The sequence below is a fragment of the Schaedlerella sp. genome (assembly GCF_056796775.1).
Genome location: NZ_JBQIKP010000006.1, coordinates 65,006 through 80,479, shown reverse-complemented (window position 1 = coordinate 80,479; position 15,474 = coordinate 65,006). Strand labels below are relative to the sequence as shown.

The following is a 15,474-nucleotide window of genomic DNA, read 5'->3' as shown; positions in this document are numbered from 1 at the left end:
TTTTGTAAAACGCAGCAAGCTGCGGGGAATCAGACCCGTGAGTGATTGAAGCTTCCCCTTTTTTGCCGCCAGGATCAGACTTTATCGAATCTGTTCAGCTTGCCGTTCAGACTTTCCACAAACCCCTCCGGCATCATGGAGCCTGCCGTTTCTCCGATCTTTTCCAGGTTCATGGATTTGAACATGTCCCACATTCCCTCACCGGGAGTCACCTTCATATTCATAGCCAGCTTTACGGCCTCCTCCACAATTGCAAAGGCCTCCGGACATTTGGCTATCTCTTCCATCGTATCCTTGATGCTGTACTTTCCTTCCGGAAATTCCATAGGCGCTTTCAAATCCAGATCGCCGGCCAGCTTAAACCAGTTCGCCACGCCTTCCGCTCTCTCATTGACTTCCGGAAGCACATAGATTGCCGGCTCCTTCTCTACCTTTTCCAGCGTCATACTGTCCTTTAAGTCTCCGGAGACCGCCGTCACAAAATTCTGTCCCTCTTCCAAGGCTGCCCGGAATACGAATACCTTGTCCGCAGATTTCTCTTCCAAAAGCTTCCCGTTCAGATACAAGGCCACTGAGGACTGGTTGGAGTACACCCGGATCTCCGTCGAGTCGCCGGCCCTCTGCGCATAGCGTCTGCCGCAGAGATGAAGCACAGGCTCCTTGCTCCAATATGCCTGGTAGATATAATAGCTGTCCTTTTTTGTCTTCCGGTCCATGGTCATCAGGCCTTTGTTGTTCCGTCCTGCCACCCCGCCCTCGTCACGCGCCGCGCAGCCGAAATCGAACATATTCCACACATGGCTGGACCAGATCCAGGGACGCTCGTCCAGCATCTTCGCCATATGTTCATGGTACAGTGCCTGGTATTCCTCACTGTAATCCTTGCAGGCCGGATTCGGGCCGTGGTAGGTAATGATCCCTTCACAGCCGTATTCGGACAGGCCAAGACAGATCTTCGGATGTACTTCATGGAAATGATCCATCCAGGGGCCGTTATCCTCCATCCTTCCGCCGTACCAGCCGAAGTAGTGGTTATAGCTCTCTACATCGGTAATATCATGTATCGGGCTGTCCACAGGGGTCATAGTCACATGCGCGATCGTTGTCAGGCGGGTGGGATCCAGTTCCTTGCATAATGCATTCAATTCTTTATGGTTTTCCACCAGCTGATTCGAGATCCCGCCAATCAGGATCTCATTAGAAATTCCCCAGAAGCAGATCGACGGATGGTTGTAATTCTGGATGATCAGCTCCTTCATTTGGTTGATACAGTTCTGATGCGCATCCGGATCCGGATTCATCACACTGATAAACGGGATCTCCGCCCATACGACAAATCCCATCTCATCACAGACATCGTAAAACTCCTGAGAATGCTGATAATGCGCAAGCCGGATGGTATTCGCACCCAGCTCTTTGATGAGCCTGGCATCCTCATAATGGTCTTCCCTGTTCAGCGCATTTCCTTTATAAAGCTGATCCTGATGACGGCTCACGCCGCGCAAGGGGATCTCCTTGCCGTTGATGATAAATCCCTTCTCCGGATCACAGGAAAAGCTTCTCACGCCCGTACGCGCGGTTACTTCGTCATATGCCTCATTGCGCCGCTGCAGGGTGGCTGTCACCGTATACAGATAAGGACTGTCGATCTCCCACAGATGGACGTCGGGAACATACAGTGTAAGCTTTGTATCATCCGCCGGCCGGACTCCCGCAGCCACTTCCTTTCCCCGGGCATCCAGGACGGAATACATTACGGTAAAATTTTCATCCCCTCCTGCTATCCAGGATTCCATCTCAAACACCGCTCCGCCGTCCTCACACGGCCTTGGCGTGATCTGGATACCCGGTCCTCCGTAGTATTCCAGTTCAAAGTGTGTCTTCGGCACACTAATCAGGTTTACGCCCCTGTAGAGCCCGCCGTAAAATGTAAAGTCTGCTGACTGGGGATACACACTGCTTTTATTTTCATTGCTGCATGCGATCACCAGAAGATTGTCCTCATCCTCTCTGCACAGATCCGTAATATCCGCGCGGAATGTGGAATATCCGCCTTCATGATAGATCACCCTGGTTCCGTTTACAAAGACCTCGGCCTGCTGCCCCGCCGCCGGGATCTCCACATAGACCCTTCCTCCCTCCAGCGGCTGGACAGGCTTCCGGAAGCTCTTTGCATACCAGAATCTGCCGCGGGCATAACTCCCGTTCCCGTCATGGCCGTCCACCGCATTCCATGTATGCGGCAGATCGATCTGCTTCCAGTGCGACGGGAACTCCTCCGGCAGCCCCGCGTCCTCCTGTATAAATCTCCAGTCCCTGTTTAAATTGACAATATTCCGCATATTGTTCCTCCTTCTTTCCGCAATGTATATATCCAGTTATATTTGGGCATTTCATATAAAAATCCTTCTGTTTATCTACATTGCTTTGTATTATTTTTCATTATATTTTTCTACATTATTCATTTATAGAGAGAATTTTTTGGATTCTTTGTATTATTTTTGGATATTGTTATACACGAATCTGCCCATTAAATCCATTGTCCAGAAGTGCGGTATTCCAGATATCTATTATTTTGCGCGACTGTTTAAGCGCATTATGGGTACAACGCCAAAGATATTCCGCCAGAATGTGCCCCATGAAGTACATTCTGACCTTCCGGCCCGCAAAAAGCAATAAGGTGCTGTAACCTCCCCAACAATGCGGACAGGCGCCTGAAAATCAGGCGCCTGTCCGCATATTTCATTTCATCCGGATCCCCTGATCCAGAATCTCTATTTTTCTTTCCTTCAAAAGTCTTCCGACCCCGCGCTTGAAGGCTGCCTTGCTTATGCCAAATTCCTGGCGGATCCTTTCCGGATCTGCCTTGTCGTTAAAGGGCAGCTCCCCGCCGTATCCCCGGATCACTTCCAGGATCATTTCCGCATCCTTGTCCATCTGCTCCGGGATCTTGTCCCGCAGATTTAAGTCCAGCTTGCCGTCCTCCTTTACTGCAGTGACCCTGGCTTCCACACGTTCGCCCACACGAAGAGCGCCCACCGCGTCCTTCCTGGGGATCAGGGCGGAATACCTGTCATCCACTGCCACAAAGATTCCAAAATTATCACTGGTATCGTAAATGATGCCTGTGACCTTATCATCCTTTTGATAAGGGGAATCTGTCTGGAGAAGGTGGTATACCTTCATCGTGGCGCACAGTCTTTCGCTCTTGTCAATATACAGAGACACCAGGCACTGATCCCCTTTCTGCACCTTCGCGGTCTGCTGCTTAAAGGGCAGAAACAAGTCCTTATCCAGTCCCCAGTCCAGAAATGCCCCCATCCTGTTGGTATCCGCCACCCGAAGCACCGCCAGCTTCCCCAGCGTCAACTTGGGTTCCCGGGTGGTGGCGATCAGCCTGTCATCTGAATCCTTATACAAAAATACTTCCACCGGGTCTCCCGGTTCGATCCCCGCCGGCACCTGCTTTTTCGGCAGAAGTACCCTCTGCTCATCATTTCCCAGATATACGCCGAAGGAGACTTTCTTTACCACGGTCAGTACCTGCTTTTCTCCTAATTTCATCTCTCGTTCCTTTCTATATTTATAACCGAACCGCACCTGCAAACGGCTGCTCTTCCTGTTTCCACTCGCAGTACGGCCCGGCTCTCTCCAATCCGGATGCCCACGGCATCAATCCGCAGAACACGCGCCACTCAGGATATGCCGTGCTACATGCACACCGCTGGCCGACGCATGGGACAGGGAATGGGTCACGCCGCTGCCGTCTCCGATCACATACAGCCCCTTATACGGTGTTTCCAGGTTCTCGTCTATATTAACTTCCATATTATAAAATTTGACCTCTACGCCGTACAGAAGCGTATCATCATTGGCTGTCCCCTGCGCGATCTTATCCAGGGCATAGATCATCTCGACCAGGCCGTCCAAGATCCGCTTGGGCAGGACAAGGCTTAAGTCTCCCGGTGTCGCTGCCAGCGTCGGGCGCACCAGCCCTTCCTCAATTCGCTTCCAGTTGCTTCTGCGCCCCCGGATCAGATCTCCGAAGCGCTGCACGATCACTCCGCCGCCCAGCATATTGGACAATCTTGCAATACTTTCCCCATATCCGTTGCTGTCCTTGAACGGCTCCGAAAAATGCTTCGCAACCAGAAGGGCGAAGTTGGTATTCTCCGTCTGCTTTTTGGGATCCTCGTAGCTGTGCCCGTTTACAGTCACGATTCCCTTCGTATTTTCATTGACTACGATCCCATACGGATTCATGCAGAAGGTCCGCACATTGTCCTCAAATTTTTCCGTCCGGTATACGATCTTGCTTTCATACAGCTCATCCGTCAGGTGAGAGAAGATCTCCGCCGGAAGCTCCACACGCACGCCGATATCTACCCGGTTGGAGCTGGTCGGGATATTCAGTTCCTGACAGACCTCTTCCATCCATTTGCTGCCGCTCCTGCCCACAGAAACGATACACTTGTCACAGTCGTCCGACTGTTCTCCGCAGAACACACGATAGCCCTGTTCCAGCAGTTCAATATGGTCCACCTGATGGTGGAAACGGAACTCTACCTTGTCCTTGAGTTCCGCATACAGGTTTTCAAGGACCACATAATTGATGTCCGTTCCCAGATGACGCACGGACGCGTTCAGAAGATTCAGCTTATTCTGCAGACAGAGCTTGCGGAATTTGGAGCCTGCGGTGGTATACATCTTTGTGCCCTCGCCGCCGTGGGACATATTGATCTCATCCACATATTCCATGAGGGAGATCGCCTCATTTTTCCCAATATGCTCATGCAGGGTCCCGCCGAAATCGTTGGTGATATTATATTTCCCGTCGGAAAATGCGCCTGCGCCGCCAAAGCCGCTCATGATCGCGCAAGTCTTGCAGTTCACACAGCTTTTAATCTTCTTCCCGTCGATCGGGCAGTTCCGCTTTTCCAGCGGACTGCCGGCTTCAAACACAGCAATCTTCAGATCCTTGTTTCCTTTCACCAGCTCATACGCAGAAAAGATCCCTCCCGGGCCTGCGCCGATAATGATCACATCATACTTCATCTTTTTTTGCTCCTTTATTTTTTTATCCTGTCATCCTATTCTCTTTACCTATTGTCACATCTGATTTCCCGGCAGCAGGCCGGCTTTTCATTTCAGTTCCGCCACCACATAGGCGCGGCCCGTGTCATCACACAGCTCTGCGACTGTCCTTCCCTCTTCCCGGGAAAGCTTCGGGAAAATGCTGTCCCCCATAACGGCAGATTTTTTATAATCCACCCGCAGCCTGTGAACAGGAAAGTCCCCCGGAAGCAAGTCCATGACCATCTGGATATACTGGCTGTTATTCACGTGTTCGTTAGTATCAATATGCGCCCTTCTCACCGGGAACGGCTCCAGCGCCTGCGCAGCCTCCGGAAGCCGGATCTTCCTGCCTTCGTAATCCATTTCCAGCGGCTCTTCCAGACCGTAGGGCGCAATCTCCTCTTCCCCGGGCTTTACGGGTCTGCCTGCCTCCGCGTCCATGAATACCCATATGGAATTGGCGCAGGCCAGGCGGTTTCCATTTTCGTCATCTATGTAAAAATTCCGGTTTCCGAAAAAGCCTTTAAATCCGGTAGCCAGCGTACCCACCGTGATTCTTTCTCCCAGCTTCGGGTATCGTCTGACTTCCACCTGCCAGTAGGAGAGAAGCCACGCCCGTTTTCTCTCCCGCAGGACGGACAGTCCTACCCCGATGTCCTCTGACTGGAAGGTGCTGCAGTCCTGCAGGTAGTTCATCAGCGCCGGCAGAGTCAGTGTCCCCTGATGATCCACCTCGCTGTATCTTACTCTGCTGTCAAATGTATATCTCATTTTTCTTATCCTTTCCACCGCTCCCAAAAATACCACTTGATCTGAAAATCGGCCTCTGTGGTCATATGGGCATATTCTTCCTCTGTCAGCACATTCTTAAGCTGCTGCTTTCCCTCCTCAGGGACTACTGCATTCGACGCATCCTGGAAGCAGAGGCTGGGGTACAGCACGCACCACCAGTTATGCCCGTCCGCGTCTCCGAGCTCGACCCGAAGCGCCTCATAATTTCCCGACGGAAATGTCATATCCCCGTAGGTCCGGTCCGGGAACCAGCATGTCGTGACCGCGGCATTGACCGGATAATCATACCCCTGTTCCTCCATGGTCCCGCGTCCCACCTCTTCCAGCTCGTCCACATGTCTGCGGATCCAGCGGGCAGTCTCCTGGGCGTTCTTTGTCTCCGGCATCTCTTCTTTCAGATAATCCAGGATCCGGTCCCTCACTGTGATTTTCAGTGTCTGATCTTCTTCGCTATCGCTGTTGGCAAGGATATGGAACCGCAGGACCTCTCCGGCCAGACGCTCCTGCATCCTCTCTCTGGCCTCCATGCCGGTCCTCCACATCAGAAACCATGTGACCATTGCCGCGAGAAGCAATGAGAGTATCAGAATCATACGATTTTGTTTCATATGTATACTTCCTCCATCCTCTTGTCCCCAAATGCTTCACTGCATAAGCATTCCGAAAACATTTTTGATATCGAAAGTATTGCCTGTTTACCCGCAAATATACCGTATGCCGAAAAATTCCAAGGACGCCGCGCCCTGTCATTATTCCTGTCCGCGCAGGATATCACTGACCCATTCTACCTGGTTGTCAATATGCTGACAGGTGATCTGCGTCGCTGTCTCCACTTCGCCGTTTTCAATAGCGCGGATGATCCCCTGATGCTCCTCCAAAAGCTTTGGATGACATTCCTTCCGCTTCAGATACTCTACCCGATAACGGTACATCTGCTCCCGGAAATTGCTCAGGAGCTGAATCAGCCTCTGGTTGTCCGTTGCCATATAGATGATGTCATGGAATGCGACATCTGCTTCGGCTACAACCGTAATATCGTCGTTTCCCAGGACCTTCTCAAAATCCTCTTCCGCATTTTTCAAATCCTGCAGCCCCTGTGCCTGCATCCGCTCGCATGCAAGCCGAACTGCCAGCGCTTCCAGTGAGCGCCGCACCTCCAGCACGTCCCGGAGACTTTTTTCCGTGATCTGCGCAACCTCTGCGCCCCGCCGGGGAATGATAAGTACCAGGCCTTCCAGCTCCAGCTTCCGGATGGCCTCGCGGATCGGAGTCCGGCTGACGCCCAGCTTATTGGCAAGCTTGATTTCCATAAGCCGTTCTCCGGGCTTTAATTCGCCCCGCAGGATTGCCTGCCGCAGCGTATTGAACACCACGTCTCGGAGAGGCAGAAAATCATTCATATTTACTTCAAATCCAGGCTCCATCCCTCATTCCCTCCTTGCATTATGTACGTTGGTCACATAGACCTGTTTTGCCAGAGCTTTTCTTCTGATCCTTTCCTGGGCATTTCTTGCCTTTATTTTATTTTCAAACAGTCCGAATACGGTCGGCCCGCTTCCGCTCATCATCGCATTCAGAGCTCCAGCCTCCATCATTTCCTGCTTAATTTCCCGGATTACAGGATATTTGGGGATCGTCACATCCTCAAGCACATTTCCCATGCATGCCGCCGCATGTTTCAGACTCCCCTCCTCCAGCGCCCGGATCAGTCCATCAATATCCGGATGCTTCACGATCTCTTTCGAATCCAGCGCTTCATAGACCACCCGCGTAGACACGCTGACTGGCGGTTTGGCGATCAGCACCGCGCACTTGGGAATGGAAGGCAGAACCGTCAGCTTTTCGCCGATGCCCTCTGCCAGCACGGTTCCCCGCAGAATGCAGTAGGGTACGTCCGCTCCCAGCTGAACCCCACGCTCCATCAGCTCCTGACGGGTAAGCTCCAGCCCGAACAGACGGTTCATTCCGAACAGCACCGCCGCCGCATTGGAGCTTCCTCCCGCCATGCCTGCTGCCACAGGGATGTGCTTATCCAATGTAATGCGCACCCCTCCTTCCAGATGAAATTCCTCTATCATCATCTGTGCTGCCTTATATGCGATATTCCCCGAATCATCCGGGAGATAGTACAGGTTGGACGAAAGCTCAATCCCCGGTTCTTCCCTGGCTTCCAGCCTTACATTATCATACAGATAAACAGACTGCATGACCATACGTACATCGTGATATCCATTTTCCCTTCTCCCAAGTACGTCCAGTCCCAAGTTTATTTTGGCAAGCGCCTTTAAATCCATCTGTCTCATCCTTCTGTCCTCTCTGTTTTGCAGCCGGCTTTACGCAAATATCCAAAGGGCATCCCCATTATGGTCATTCGGCCGTTTCATAAGGTAAATGATAAAAAAACTCCTCATTAGCAAAGTCCGCCATGAAGCCGCATTCTAATGAGGAGGTCATCAGTTCCATATCACACCCTGGCCAATCACCGCGCTGATTGGCCAGGAGGTTGATCAATTAAAATCTTTTTCCGTCAATATGATCCGATCTGAATCATCCCTGTTTTTCCCCAGCACACGCTTCACCAGCTTTTTCGCAGATGCTTTCTGTGAATGCTCCATTGCCTCGTCCATCACTTCCTTGACCTCCGCAATGGTCACGGCATGGTCTTCCCTCTGCAGCATATCAATCCGGCTGTATAGGGCAAGGATCCCCATCTCATCAATCTGGTATCCATTTTCCTGCGCATAGGTCTGGCCGAATGTAACAAGCTCATCATTGATCAGGATCGGAACCTCCAGGCGGCTTGTAAACTTTCTCCGGAACTCCCTGTTGGACGTCAGCAGACGGTCAAGGGGTTTTCGCTGGTCCTCCAGTACGATCAAAAGCTCTCCGGTGTCCCTTTCCATGGCCTTGTTCACACGTGCTACTGTTTTTTCATTCATCTTGCCGGCTTTTTCAATGATCAGCGCGCCGCCGTACAGCTTGCTGAAAATGTCGCTGATCTTCTTTTTATTCAGCGAATCTCCGGTCACGATCGCAACCCTTCCCTGTCGGATATTCCGCTGTTTCTGAATTGCTTTTACCACGTCCACGGCAAGTACGGTTTTTCCATTTCCTTTGTTTCCAATGATCAGAAGGTTGCCGGTATTGGAAGTTCCTCTCCGGTTGGTACAGTTTTTATCCTGCTCCAGCACATCCACGAGCTGTTCGCTCATGCCCCGGACCGGTACAAAGTAGGAAAACAGCTTCTTTTGTTCTTCCGTCAGTCCTGCCCTTGTGCCGATTCCGCTCTGCGTTTTCAGGTCATATCTTCCATGTACGACAAATCCCGTGTCTGACAGGGAAAGGGCATCAGAGATCTCATCCATCGGCAGAGGCGAAGTCTTTCCGGTGGCGATCAGCTTCGCAGTCTCCTTTCGGCTGAGCGGAGTAGACTTGGAAAGGATATCAATCTCCTCTTCTTCATCCGGAACCTCACGCTCGTCATACCGTCTCCCGAAAGATCTCTGGGGCCGGAACTCATGTTCCAGATCTACTTCCGCGGAAGCAGCATCATACTCTGCGTCCTCTTCCTCATAATACGCATCCTCTTCGTAATACTCCTCTTCCTCATAGTTCCCTTCGTAGTCATCCTCTTCGGCATACCCTTCGTCGTAATCTAGCTCATAGTCATCCTCGTATTCCGCTTCCTCGTCATACTGTCCACCCTCGTATTCCGCTTCCTCGTCATACTGTCCATCCTCGTATTCTCCCTCATATACAGCTTCCTCATCCTCATATTCAGCTGTATATTCAGCTGTATATTCCGGATCATACTCCTCATATTCCTCTTCGTATTCCGGCTCTTCGTCTTCGTAGATTTCAGCATACTCGGGTTCCCCGGTCTCATATCCGCCGTCCTCATATTCTTCTCCGGTGTCTTCATACTCCGGCTCCGCAGCCTCATATCCGGGTTCCAGTTCTTCATATTCCGGTTCATCCTCGTATCCGGACTCGATCTCCCCGTATTCCGGCTCGGCGCCGTCATATTCCGCTTCTATACCTTCATATCCCGCTTCGGCTTCCTCATACTCCGGCTCGGAAGCTTCATATCCGTTCTCTTCCTCCCCATATTCAGGTTGAGCTTCTTCATACCCCGTTTCTATCCCTTCGTATTCCGCTTCGGCTTCCTCATACTCCGGCCCGGAAGCTTCATATTCGGTCTCTTCCTCCCCATATTCAGGTTCGGTTTCTTCATATCCCGGTTCTATACTTTCATACTCCGGCTCGGAGGCCTCATATCCGGTCTCTTCCTCCGCATATCCAGGTTCGGAGACTTCATATCCCTGCCCTGCTTCATTATAAGCAGGTTCTATTTCTTCCAGTTCCGGCTCTTCATACTCCGGTTCCTCATTCGGATATTCATCCTCATATTCGAACTCCTCGTCTTCCTGGTACTCTATCGTAAACCGTTCTCCGGCTCCGTCGCTGATCTCTCCGTACTCAGCTTCTTCCTCATATCCTTCTGTCTCTTCCTCATCCTCTCCGCCGAAGCTGATCTCTATATCCTCCGGATATGCCTCGTTCTCCGGTCCTTCATCATCCGCGGGCAGCTCATCCGGATATTCTTCCTCGTCCAGAACATCGTCATAATCCTCAAACCACTCGGAGGACTCATCCACACGGAGATTTTCCGCCACCGCTCCCATATTCTCCGCAGGCTCCTGATCCGGCTGTACGGCAGGTTTTTCCTCCTGCTCTTCCCTTTCCGCCGGCTCTTCCATCGGAATGACGCCTTCAATCTCGTCGATCATTCTCTGAATATCCAGCGGCAGAATAGGTTCTCCCGGCTTTCTCTCCGCCGATTTAGCCTGGCTGTCCGCCGCTTCCTCCCCCAGATCAGACATCATATCCAGAAGGTTCATCTGCCCCTCCACCTGATCTCTGCCTTCAGCAGAAGAAGCCTTTGCCGTCAACGCATTCATGTTCTCAAAAGGCTGCTCTTCTTCCTCTTCCAGCTCTTCTATGGTTCTTCTGGCTTCCTCATCCAGCTCTTCAAAGATCTTTCTGGCTTCCTCATCCAGTTCCGCAATCACTTCTCCGGCCTTTTCATCCGTCCCGGCGGTCACCTGGTCTGTTTCCGGCTCCGCAGAGACTGCCGCGGCTTCTTCGGATTCCGCAGAAGCGCCGCCGGCCTCCACGCCAAGTCCTGTGATCATATCCAGAGTACCTTTATCTAATATCCTGGTATCACCGGACAAGACAGTTCCAAATTCCCTGGTATCTCCGCTGAGTCCCGTCTTCGTCTCAACGATATGAATCCCCAGAGTATCCGGAGACTCTCCCGCTTCCGCATACAGCTCTTCCAGAGTCTTCTCTTCGCTGACAGCCGGTTCAGGCTTCTCAGCCGGCTCCGCCGTCTCGGAATGTATAGGCTGCATAATGGTCGTAACAGGTTCAATATGGCCGCTTCCGCCTGCTTCCGGCGCGTCATCCGGAAATGCATCCGGAATCAGTTCCTCCAGGTCCGGATCCACCTTCAGCTCCCGCAGCCCCTTCTGGCCGGAGATCTCATCCACCAGCTTCAGATCCGCAACAGATTCAATTTCTTCAATGGCCCCCATGAACTTATCTTCTTCAAATACCACGTCTGTACTGACCGGATCGCTGGAAGAGTCCCTGACTTTGTCCTCTTCTCCCATGCCCAGATTCAGCAGGCTTTTCAGTGCTTCATCAAGCTTCATGGTACTGCCGATCTTTCTTCCTGTTATCTCCCGCTTCTTCGTCTCCTGCGCAGGCTGCTCATCCTTCTCTGCCTGTACACCATCTGCCTCTGCGAGCATCTCCTCTACGGACTCTTCCTTTGCGGCTTCACCCTTTTGGCTGCTATATTCCACCACGTTCGGCATCTCCATCGTCTCATTGGACATCCTGGCATACCGATTGTCATACTTTTCCTGCTGTGACGGCGTCAGCGGCTTATACTGCATCTTCAGCTCCATAGCCTGATAGACATACTTTCCTTCATTGAACCAAAGGATCAGGTCATCGCATTCTTCCAGACATTCCGCTGTCATTCCCGCTTCCTGATAACGCTTTGCCAGTTCATATGCCCACTCTTCGATATACTCCGCTTTCTTAAACGACTCCAGAGCTTCGATCTGCTGCTCAATGGGCGCTCTCTGAGCACGCAGGATCTGATACCTGAGTATGAACTTGTTGGGATCCTTCGGCGCGATCTGCTGAAAATCATCATAATAGTCAATCGCTTCATCTACATTCTTCGTTTTCAGCGCAAGCGTACAGAGACGATATACGATCTTCCTGCTCCCCTCCGCACGGTGATAAGCAATGTTCAAAACTTCGTAGCTTTTCTGATAGTCCCCGTTCTTTTCATAGATATCACTGACGTCTGTCAGCATCTTCGTATTGCGCACTCTTTTCCAGTCAATACTGTCTGCGATCTCCGCAGCCTTATTAAATGCACCGTCCTCCATAAGTTCAAGCATCTGTCCTGTCTTCAGCTTATACTCATATTTGTCCACTGCCGATCACCTCGTTATTATTGTGTGTATTTTTCGTTACTATGAGCACCCTGTAACCATTCTTCCCCATAGTGTACCATAACTATCGAATAATGTCAAAAAAATGCATCCCCAAATCTTGTTGAAGATGCATTTTTTATGATTTATTTAGTTTTTTCATTCTTTTTATTTTAAAAATCGGAGGAACCTCTCGACTCCCACTCCTGTAAGACCTTTACTTTTTATATAAATACTTTAGCAGGTATATGTACGTTCGCTTTCTCCGCTCCTCTCCATATATTCATCTCTTTAAAGTATCACCTTTAGTTATTCCATCTATAATCGTTTGCCTGCTGCAGTATTGTTCATCAATATTCCAACAATCTACTAAATTATTCTTCCTATAACCTGGAATACTTTTATAAAAAATGGAATCTCTCCGATGTTTCTTTACACATCCCGGAAATCCTGCTATCTGTGGCACCTGTATTCAATATGTCTGCAAATGCTGAGTCTCTTGATTATCATCCGGCATCCTCATACTCTCCGATTGTTCATCCTTTTCATACTATTTTACCGGATTCCTTTATCTCAAATAAGTAAAGGTCTCTTCTTCACAGGAATGTACATCTGCCGTACCACTGACATATTGAATTGTAATGAGTTCTATACTGTCCACGGGACCTTTACCTCCTTTTCTTAATATTCCAACCACCCTCCGGACCAGAATCTGATGATTATATAAGTTATGTCTCCCCCGGAAAATGGCTCCTATGTGAGATATCCTGTCGATTGCTTCGATGGTTGTATCTCTTTTGGATTGAATTTATAATACCACAGGGCTTCTTATTTGTCAACACATTTTTTGAATATTTTTCCAATAAATTTATAATTGTTTGTTTTGAATGTAATTTTCTGAAATTTAATTAGATTCTGACAAATAGATCGCTTATTTATATATCCGTAACAAAAGCAAAAGCCCCGCGCTCAAGCAGGGCTTTCAAAATATATCTATACTGTCTTCGAAGCATACGGACTGCATGACGCCGCGCAATCCGCATCCGTTATTTTTCTACGGCTCCTAACAGATCTCCGCTCCCGCAGGCATCTCCTTTTCCGGAACCATGAGGGACAGAACACCGTCCGCGTCCTCCGCGCAGAGCAGCATTCCTTCCGAGAGAACTCCTGCCAGCTTGGCTGGCTTTAAGTTCACCAGCACCATGACCTTTTTGCCGACCATCTCTTCCGGGGTGTAATGGGCCTTGATCCCGGATACGATCTGTTTCACCTGGCTTCCGATCTTCACCTTGGAGCAGAGGAGCTTCCGGGACTTCGGCACCTCCTCGCAGGCAATGATCTCGCCCACCTGGAACTGCAGGGCGCCGAACTGTTCAAACGTAATCTCCGGCTTTGCCTCCATGTCGATCACGCTCTCTTCCTTCTCCGCGGAACCCTGATCCGCCTCTTCCTCCACCGGAGGATGCTGCTCTTCCACCTTTTTCATCACTTCCTCCAGATCCAGACGCTGGAACAGAATCTCCGGCTTGTCTGTCACATGGCCTTCATTGAGCTGCGCCAGAATCTTCTGGCTGGTGGAAGGCATAAATGCCTCCAGAAGCCTTCCGCCTGCGGAGATCCCCTGGATCAGATTCCACAGCACGGTCTCCAGACGGTCCTTTTTCGCCTCCTCCTTTGCAAGCACCCAGGGCATTGTCTCATCAATATATTTGTTGCAGCGCTTGAACAGATTGAAGATCTCTGTCATCGCGTCCGCCACACGGAGCTCGTTCATCTTCGCTTCTACCGCTTTCGCCGCATGCTCCATTACAGCCTTCAGGTCGGCATCCACCTCTTCCGCCGCGCCTTTGTCCGTCACCGCGCCGCCGAAATACTTGTTGGTCATGGATACGGTACGGTTGACCAGGTTGCCCAGCGTGTTGGCCAGATCGGAGTTAAGCCGTTCCACCATCAGCTCCCAGGAAATGACGCCGTCATTTTCAAACGGCATCTCGTGGAGTACGAAGTAGCGGACTGCGTCTACGCCGAAGAAATCCACCAGTTCGTCCGCATACAGTACATTTCCCCGTGATTTGCTCATCTTGCCGTCCCCCTGGAGCAGCCACGGATGGCCGAAGATCTGCTTCGGGAGTGGGAGATCCAGCGCCATCAGGAAAATGGGCCAGTAAATGGTATGGAAACGGATGATGTCCTTTCCGATCAGATGCAGGTCAGCCGGCCAGTCATGCTCAAACTGTTCCGTGCTTTCCCCGTCGCACTCGTATCCGATCCCGGTGATGTAGTTGGTCAGTGCGTCCAGCCATACATAGACTACATGCTTCGGATCAAAATCTACCGGAATCCCCCATTTGAAGGAGGTTCTGGACACGCACAGATCCTGCAGGCCCGGAAGCAGGAAATTGTTCATCATCTCGTTTTTCCGGGATACGGGCTGGATAAATTCCGGATGGGTGTTGATATGTTTGATCAGCCTGTCGGCATATTTGCTCATTTTGAAGAAATATGCCTCCTCCCTGGCCGGCTGCACCTCGCGCCCGCAGTCCGGACATTTTCCGTCCACCAGCTGGGACTCGGTAAAGAAGGATTCGCAGGGCGTACAGTACATTCCTTCATAATATCCCTTGTAAATGTCCCCCTTGTCGTACAGCTTCTTGAATATCTTCTGCACCTGCTTCTCATGGTATCCGTCCGTTGTGCGGATGAACTTGTCATAAGAGGTGTCCATCAGATCCCAGATCCGTTTGATCTCGGTAGATACACCGTCTACAAACTCCTTCGGCGATACCCCTGCCTCTGCTGCTTTCAGCTCGATCTTCTGCCCGTGCTCATCCGTCCCGGTCTGGAAAAATACGTCGTATCCCTGAATCCTCTTGTACCGAGCGATCGCGTCCGCAAGAACAATCTCATAGGTGTTGCCGATATGCGGTTTGCCAGATGTATAGGCAATCGCAGTTGTGATGTAATACTTTGGTCTCTCTGACATTTTTATCTCTCCTTCTTTCTTAAAAGTAAAAACCGCCTTCTCAAAAATCATATTCTGATGATTCATAAGAAGACGGCTGTATGCCGTGTTACCACTTCTAATTCG

Annotated in this window: 10 protein-coding genes; 1 reads left to right on the top strand and 9 read right to left on the bottom strand. The window is 50.7% G+C overall.

The genetic code is table 11. The features are described 5' to 3' along the window. Positions 1 to 74: 74 nt before the first annotated feature. Positions 75 to 2,342, bottom strand: a complete 2,268-nt coding sequence (locus ACTOY7_RS04860; protein WP_482670382.1) for a glycoside hydrolase family 2 protein — start codon at positions 2,340 to 2,342, stop codon at positions 75 to 77. A gap of 22 nt (positions 2,343 to 2,364) precedes the next feature. On the opposite strand from ACTOY7_RS04860, the gene ACTOY7_RS04855 reads away from it, so the two are divergent. Further along, positions 2,365 to 2,679, top strand: coding sequence for an AraC family transcriptional regulator (locus ACTOY7_RS04855; RefSeq protein ID WP_482670381.1), 315 nt, complete (start codon positions 2,365 to 2,367; stop codon positions 2,677 to 2,679). A 63-nt stretch (positions 2,680 to 2,742) separates the two neighbouring features. On the opposite strand, the gene ACTOY7_RS04850 is transcribed toward ACTOY7_RS04855, so the two are convergent. From ACTOY7_RS04850 to metG, 8 genes are all read right to left on the bottom strand, one after another. Next, positions 2,743 to 3,564 (bottom strand): CvfB family protein, encoded by an 822-nt coding sequence (locus ACTOY7_RS04850; protein WP_160281378.1) that lies wholly within the window; start codon positions 3,562 to 3,564, stop codon positions 2,743 to 2,745. Positions 3,565 to 3,672: 108 nt separating this feature from the next. Then, complete coding sequence (locus ACTOY7_RS04845; protein ID WP_160281377.1) at positions 3,673 to 5,055, bottom strand: NAD(P)/FAD-dependent oxidoreductase; 1,383 nt, start codon at positions 5,053 to 5,055, stop codon at positions 3,673 to 3,675. 87 nt (positions 5,056 to 5,142) lie between these two features. Then, positions 5,143 to 5,847 carry an acyl-[acyl-carrier-protein] thioesterase gene (locus ACTOY7_RS04840; protein WP_300884528.1) on the bottom strand — a complete coding sequence of 235 codons (705 nt, stop codon included), beginning with the start codon at positions 5,845 to 5,847 and terminating at the stop codon, positions 5,143 to 5,145. Between the two features lie 5 nt (positions 5,848 to 5,852). Next, positions 5,853 to 6,476 carry a stage II sporulation protein R gene (gene spoIIR, locus ACTOY7_RS04835; RefSeq protein WP_482670380.1) on the bottom strand — a complete coding sequence of 208 codons (624 nt, stop codon included), beginning with the start codon at positions 6,474 to 6,476 and terminating at the stop codon, positions 5,853 to 5,855. Positions 6,477 to 6,617: 141 nt separating this feature from the next. After that, positions 6,618 to 7,292, bottom strand: a complete 675-nt coding sequence (locus ACTOY7_RS04830) for a GntR family transcriptional regulator (protein ID WP_160281374.1) — start codon at positions 7,290 to 7,292, stop codon at positions 6,618 to 6,620. A gap of 3 nt (positions 7,293 to 7,295) precedes the next feature. Next, positions 7,296 to 8,171 (bottom strand): 4-(cytidine 5'-diphospho)-2-C-methyl-D-erythritol kinase, encoded by an 876-nt coding sequence (ispE, locus tag ACTOY7_RS04825; protein ID WP_160281373.1) that lies wholly within the window; start codon positions 8,169 to 8,171, stop codon positions 7,296 to 7,298. Between the two features lie 204 nt (positions 8,172 to 8,375). Beyond that, positions 8,376 to 12,389, bottom strand: a complete 4,014-nt coding sequence (locus ACTOY7_RS04820; RefSeq protein WP_482670379.1) for a hypothetical protein — start codon at positions 12,387 to 12,389, stop codon at positions 8,376 to 8,378. Between the two features lie 1,060 nt (positions 12,390 to 13,449). Further along, a complete protein-coding gene (metG, locus tag ACTOY7_RS04815) occupies positions 13,450 to 15,420 on the bottom strand; it encodes a methionine--tRNA ligase (RefSeq protein WP_482670378.1) in 1,971 nt (656 codons plus the stop codon). Between the last annotated feature and the right edge of the window lie 54 nt (positions 15,421 to 15,474).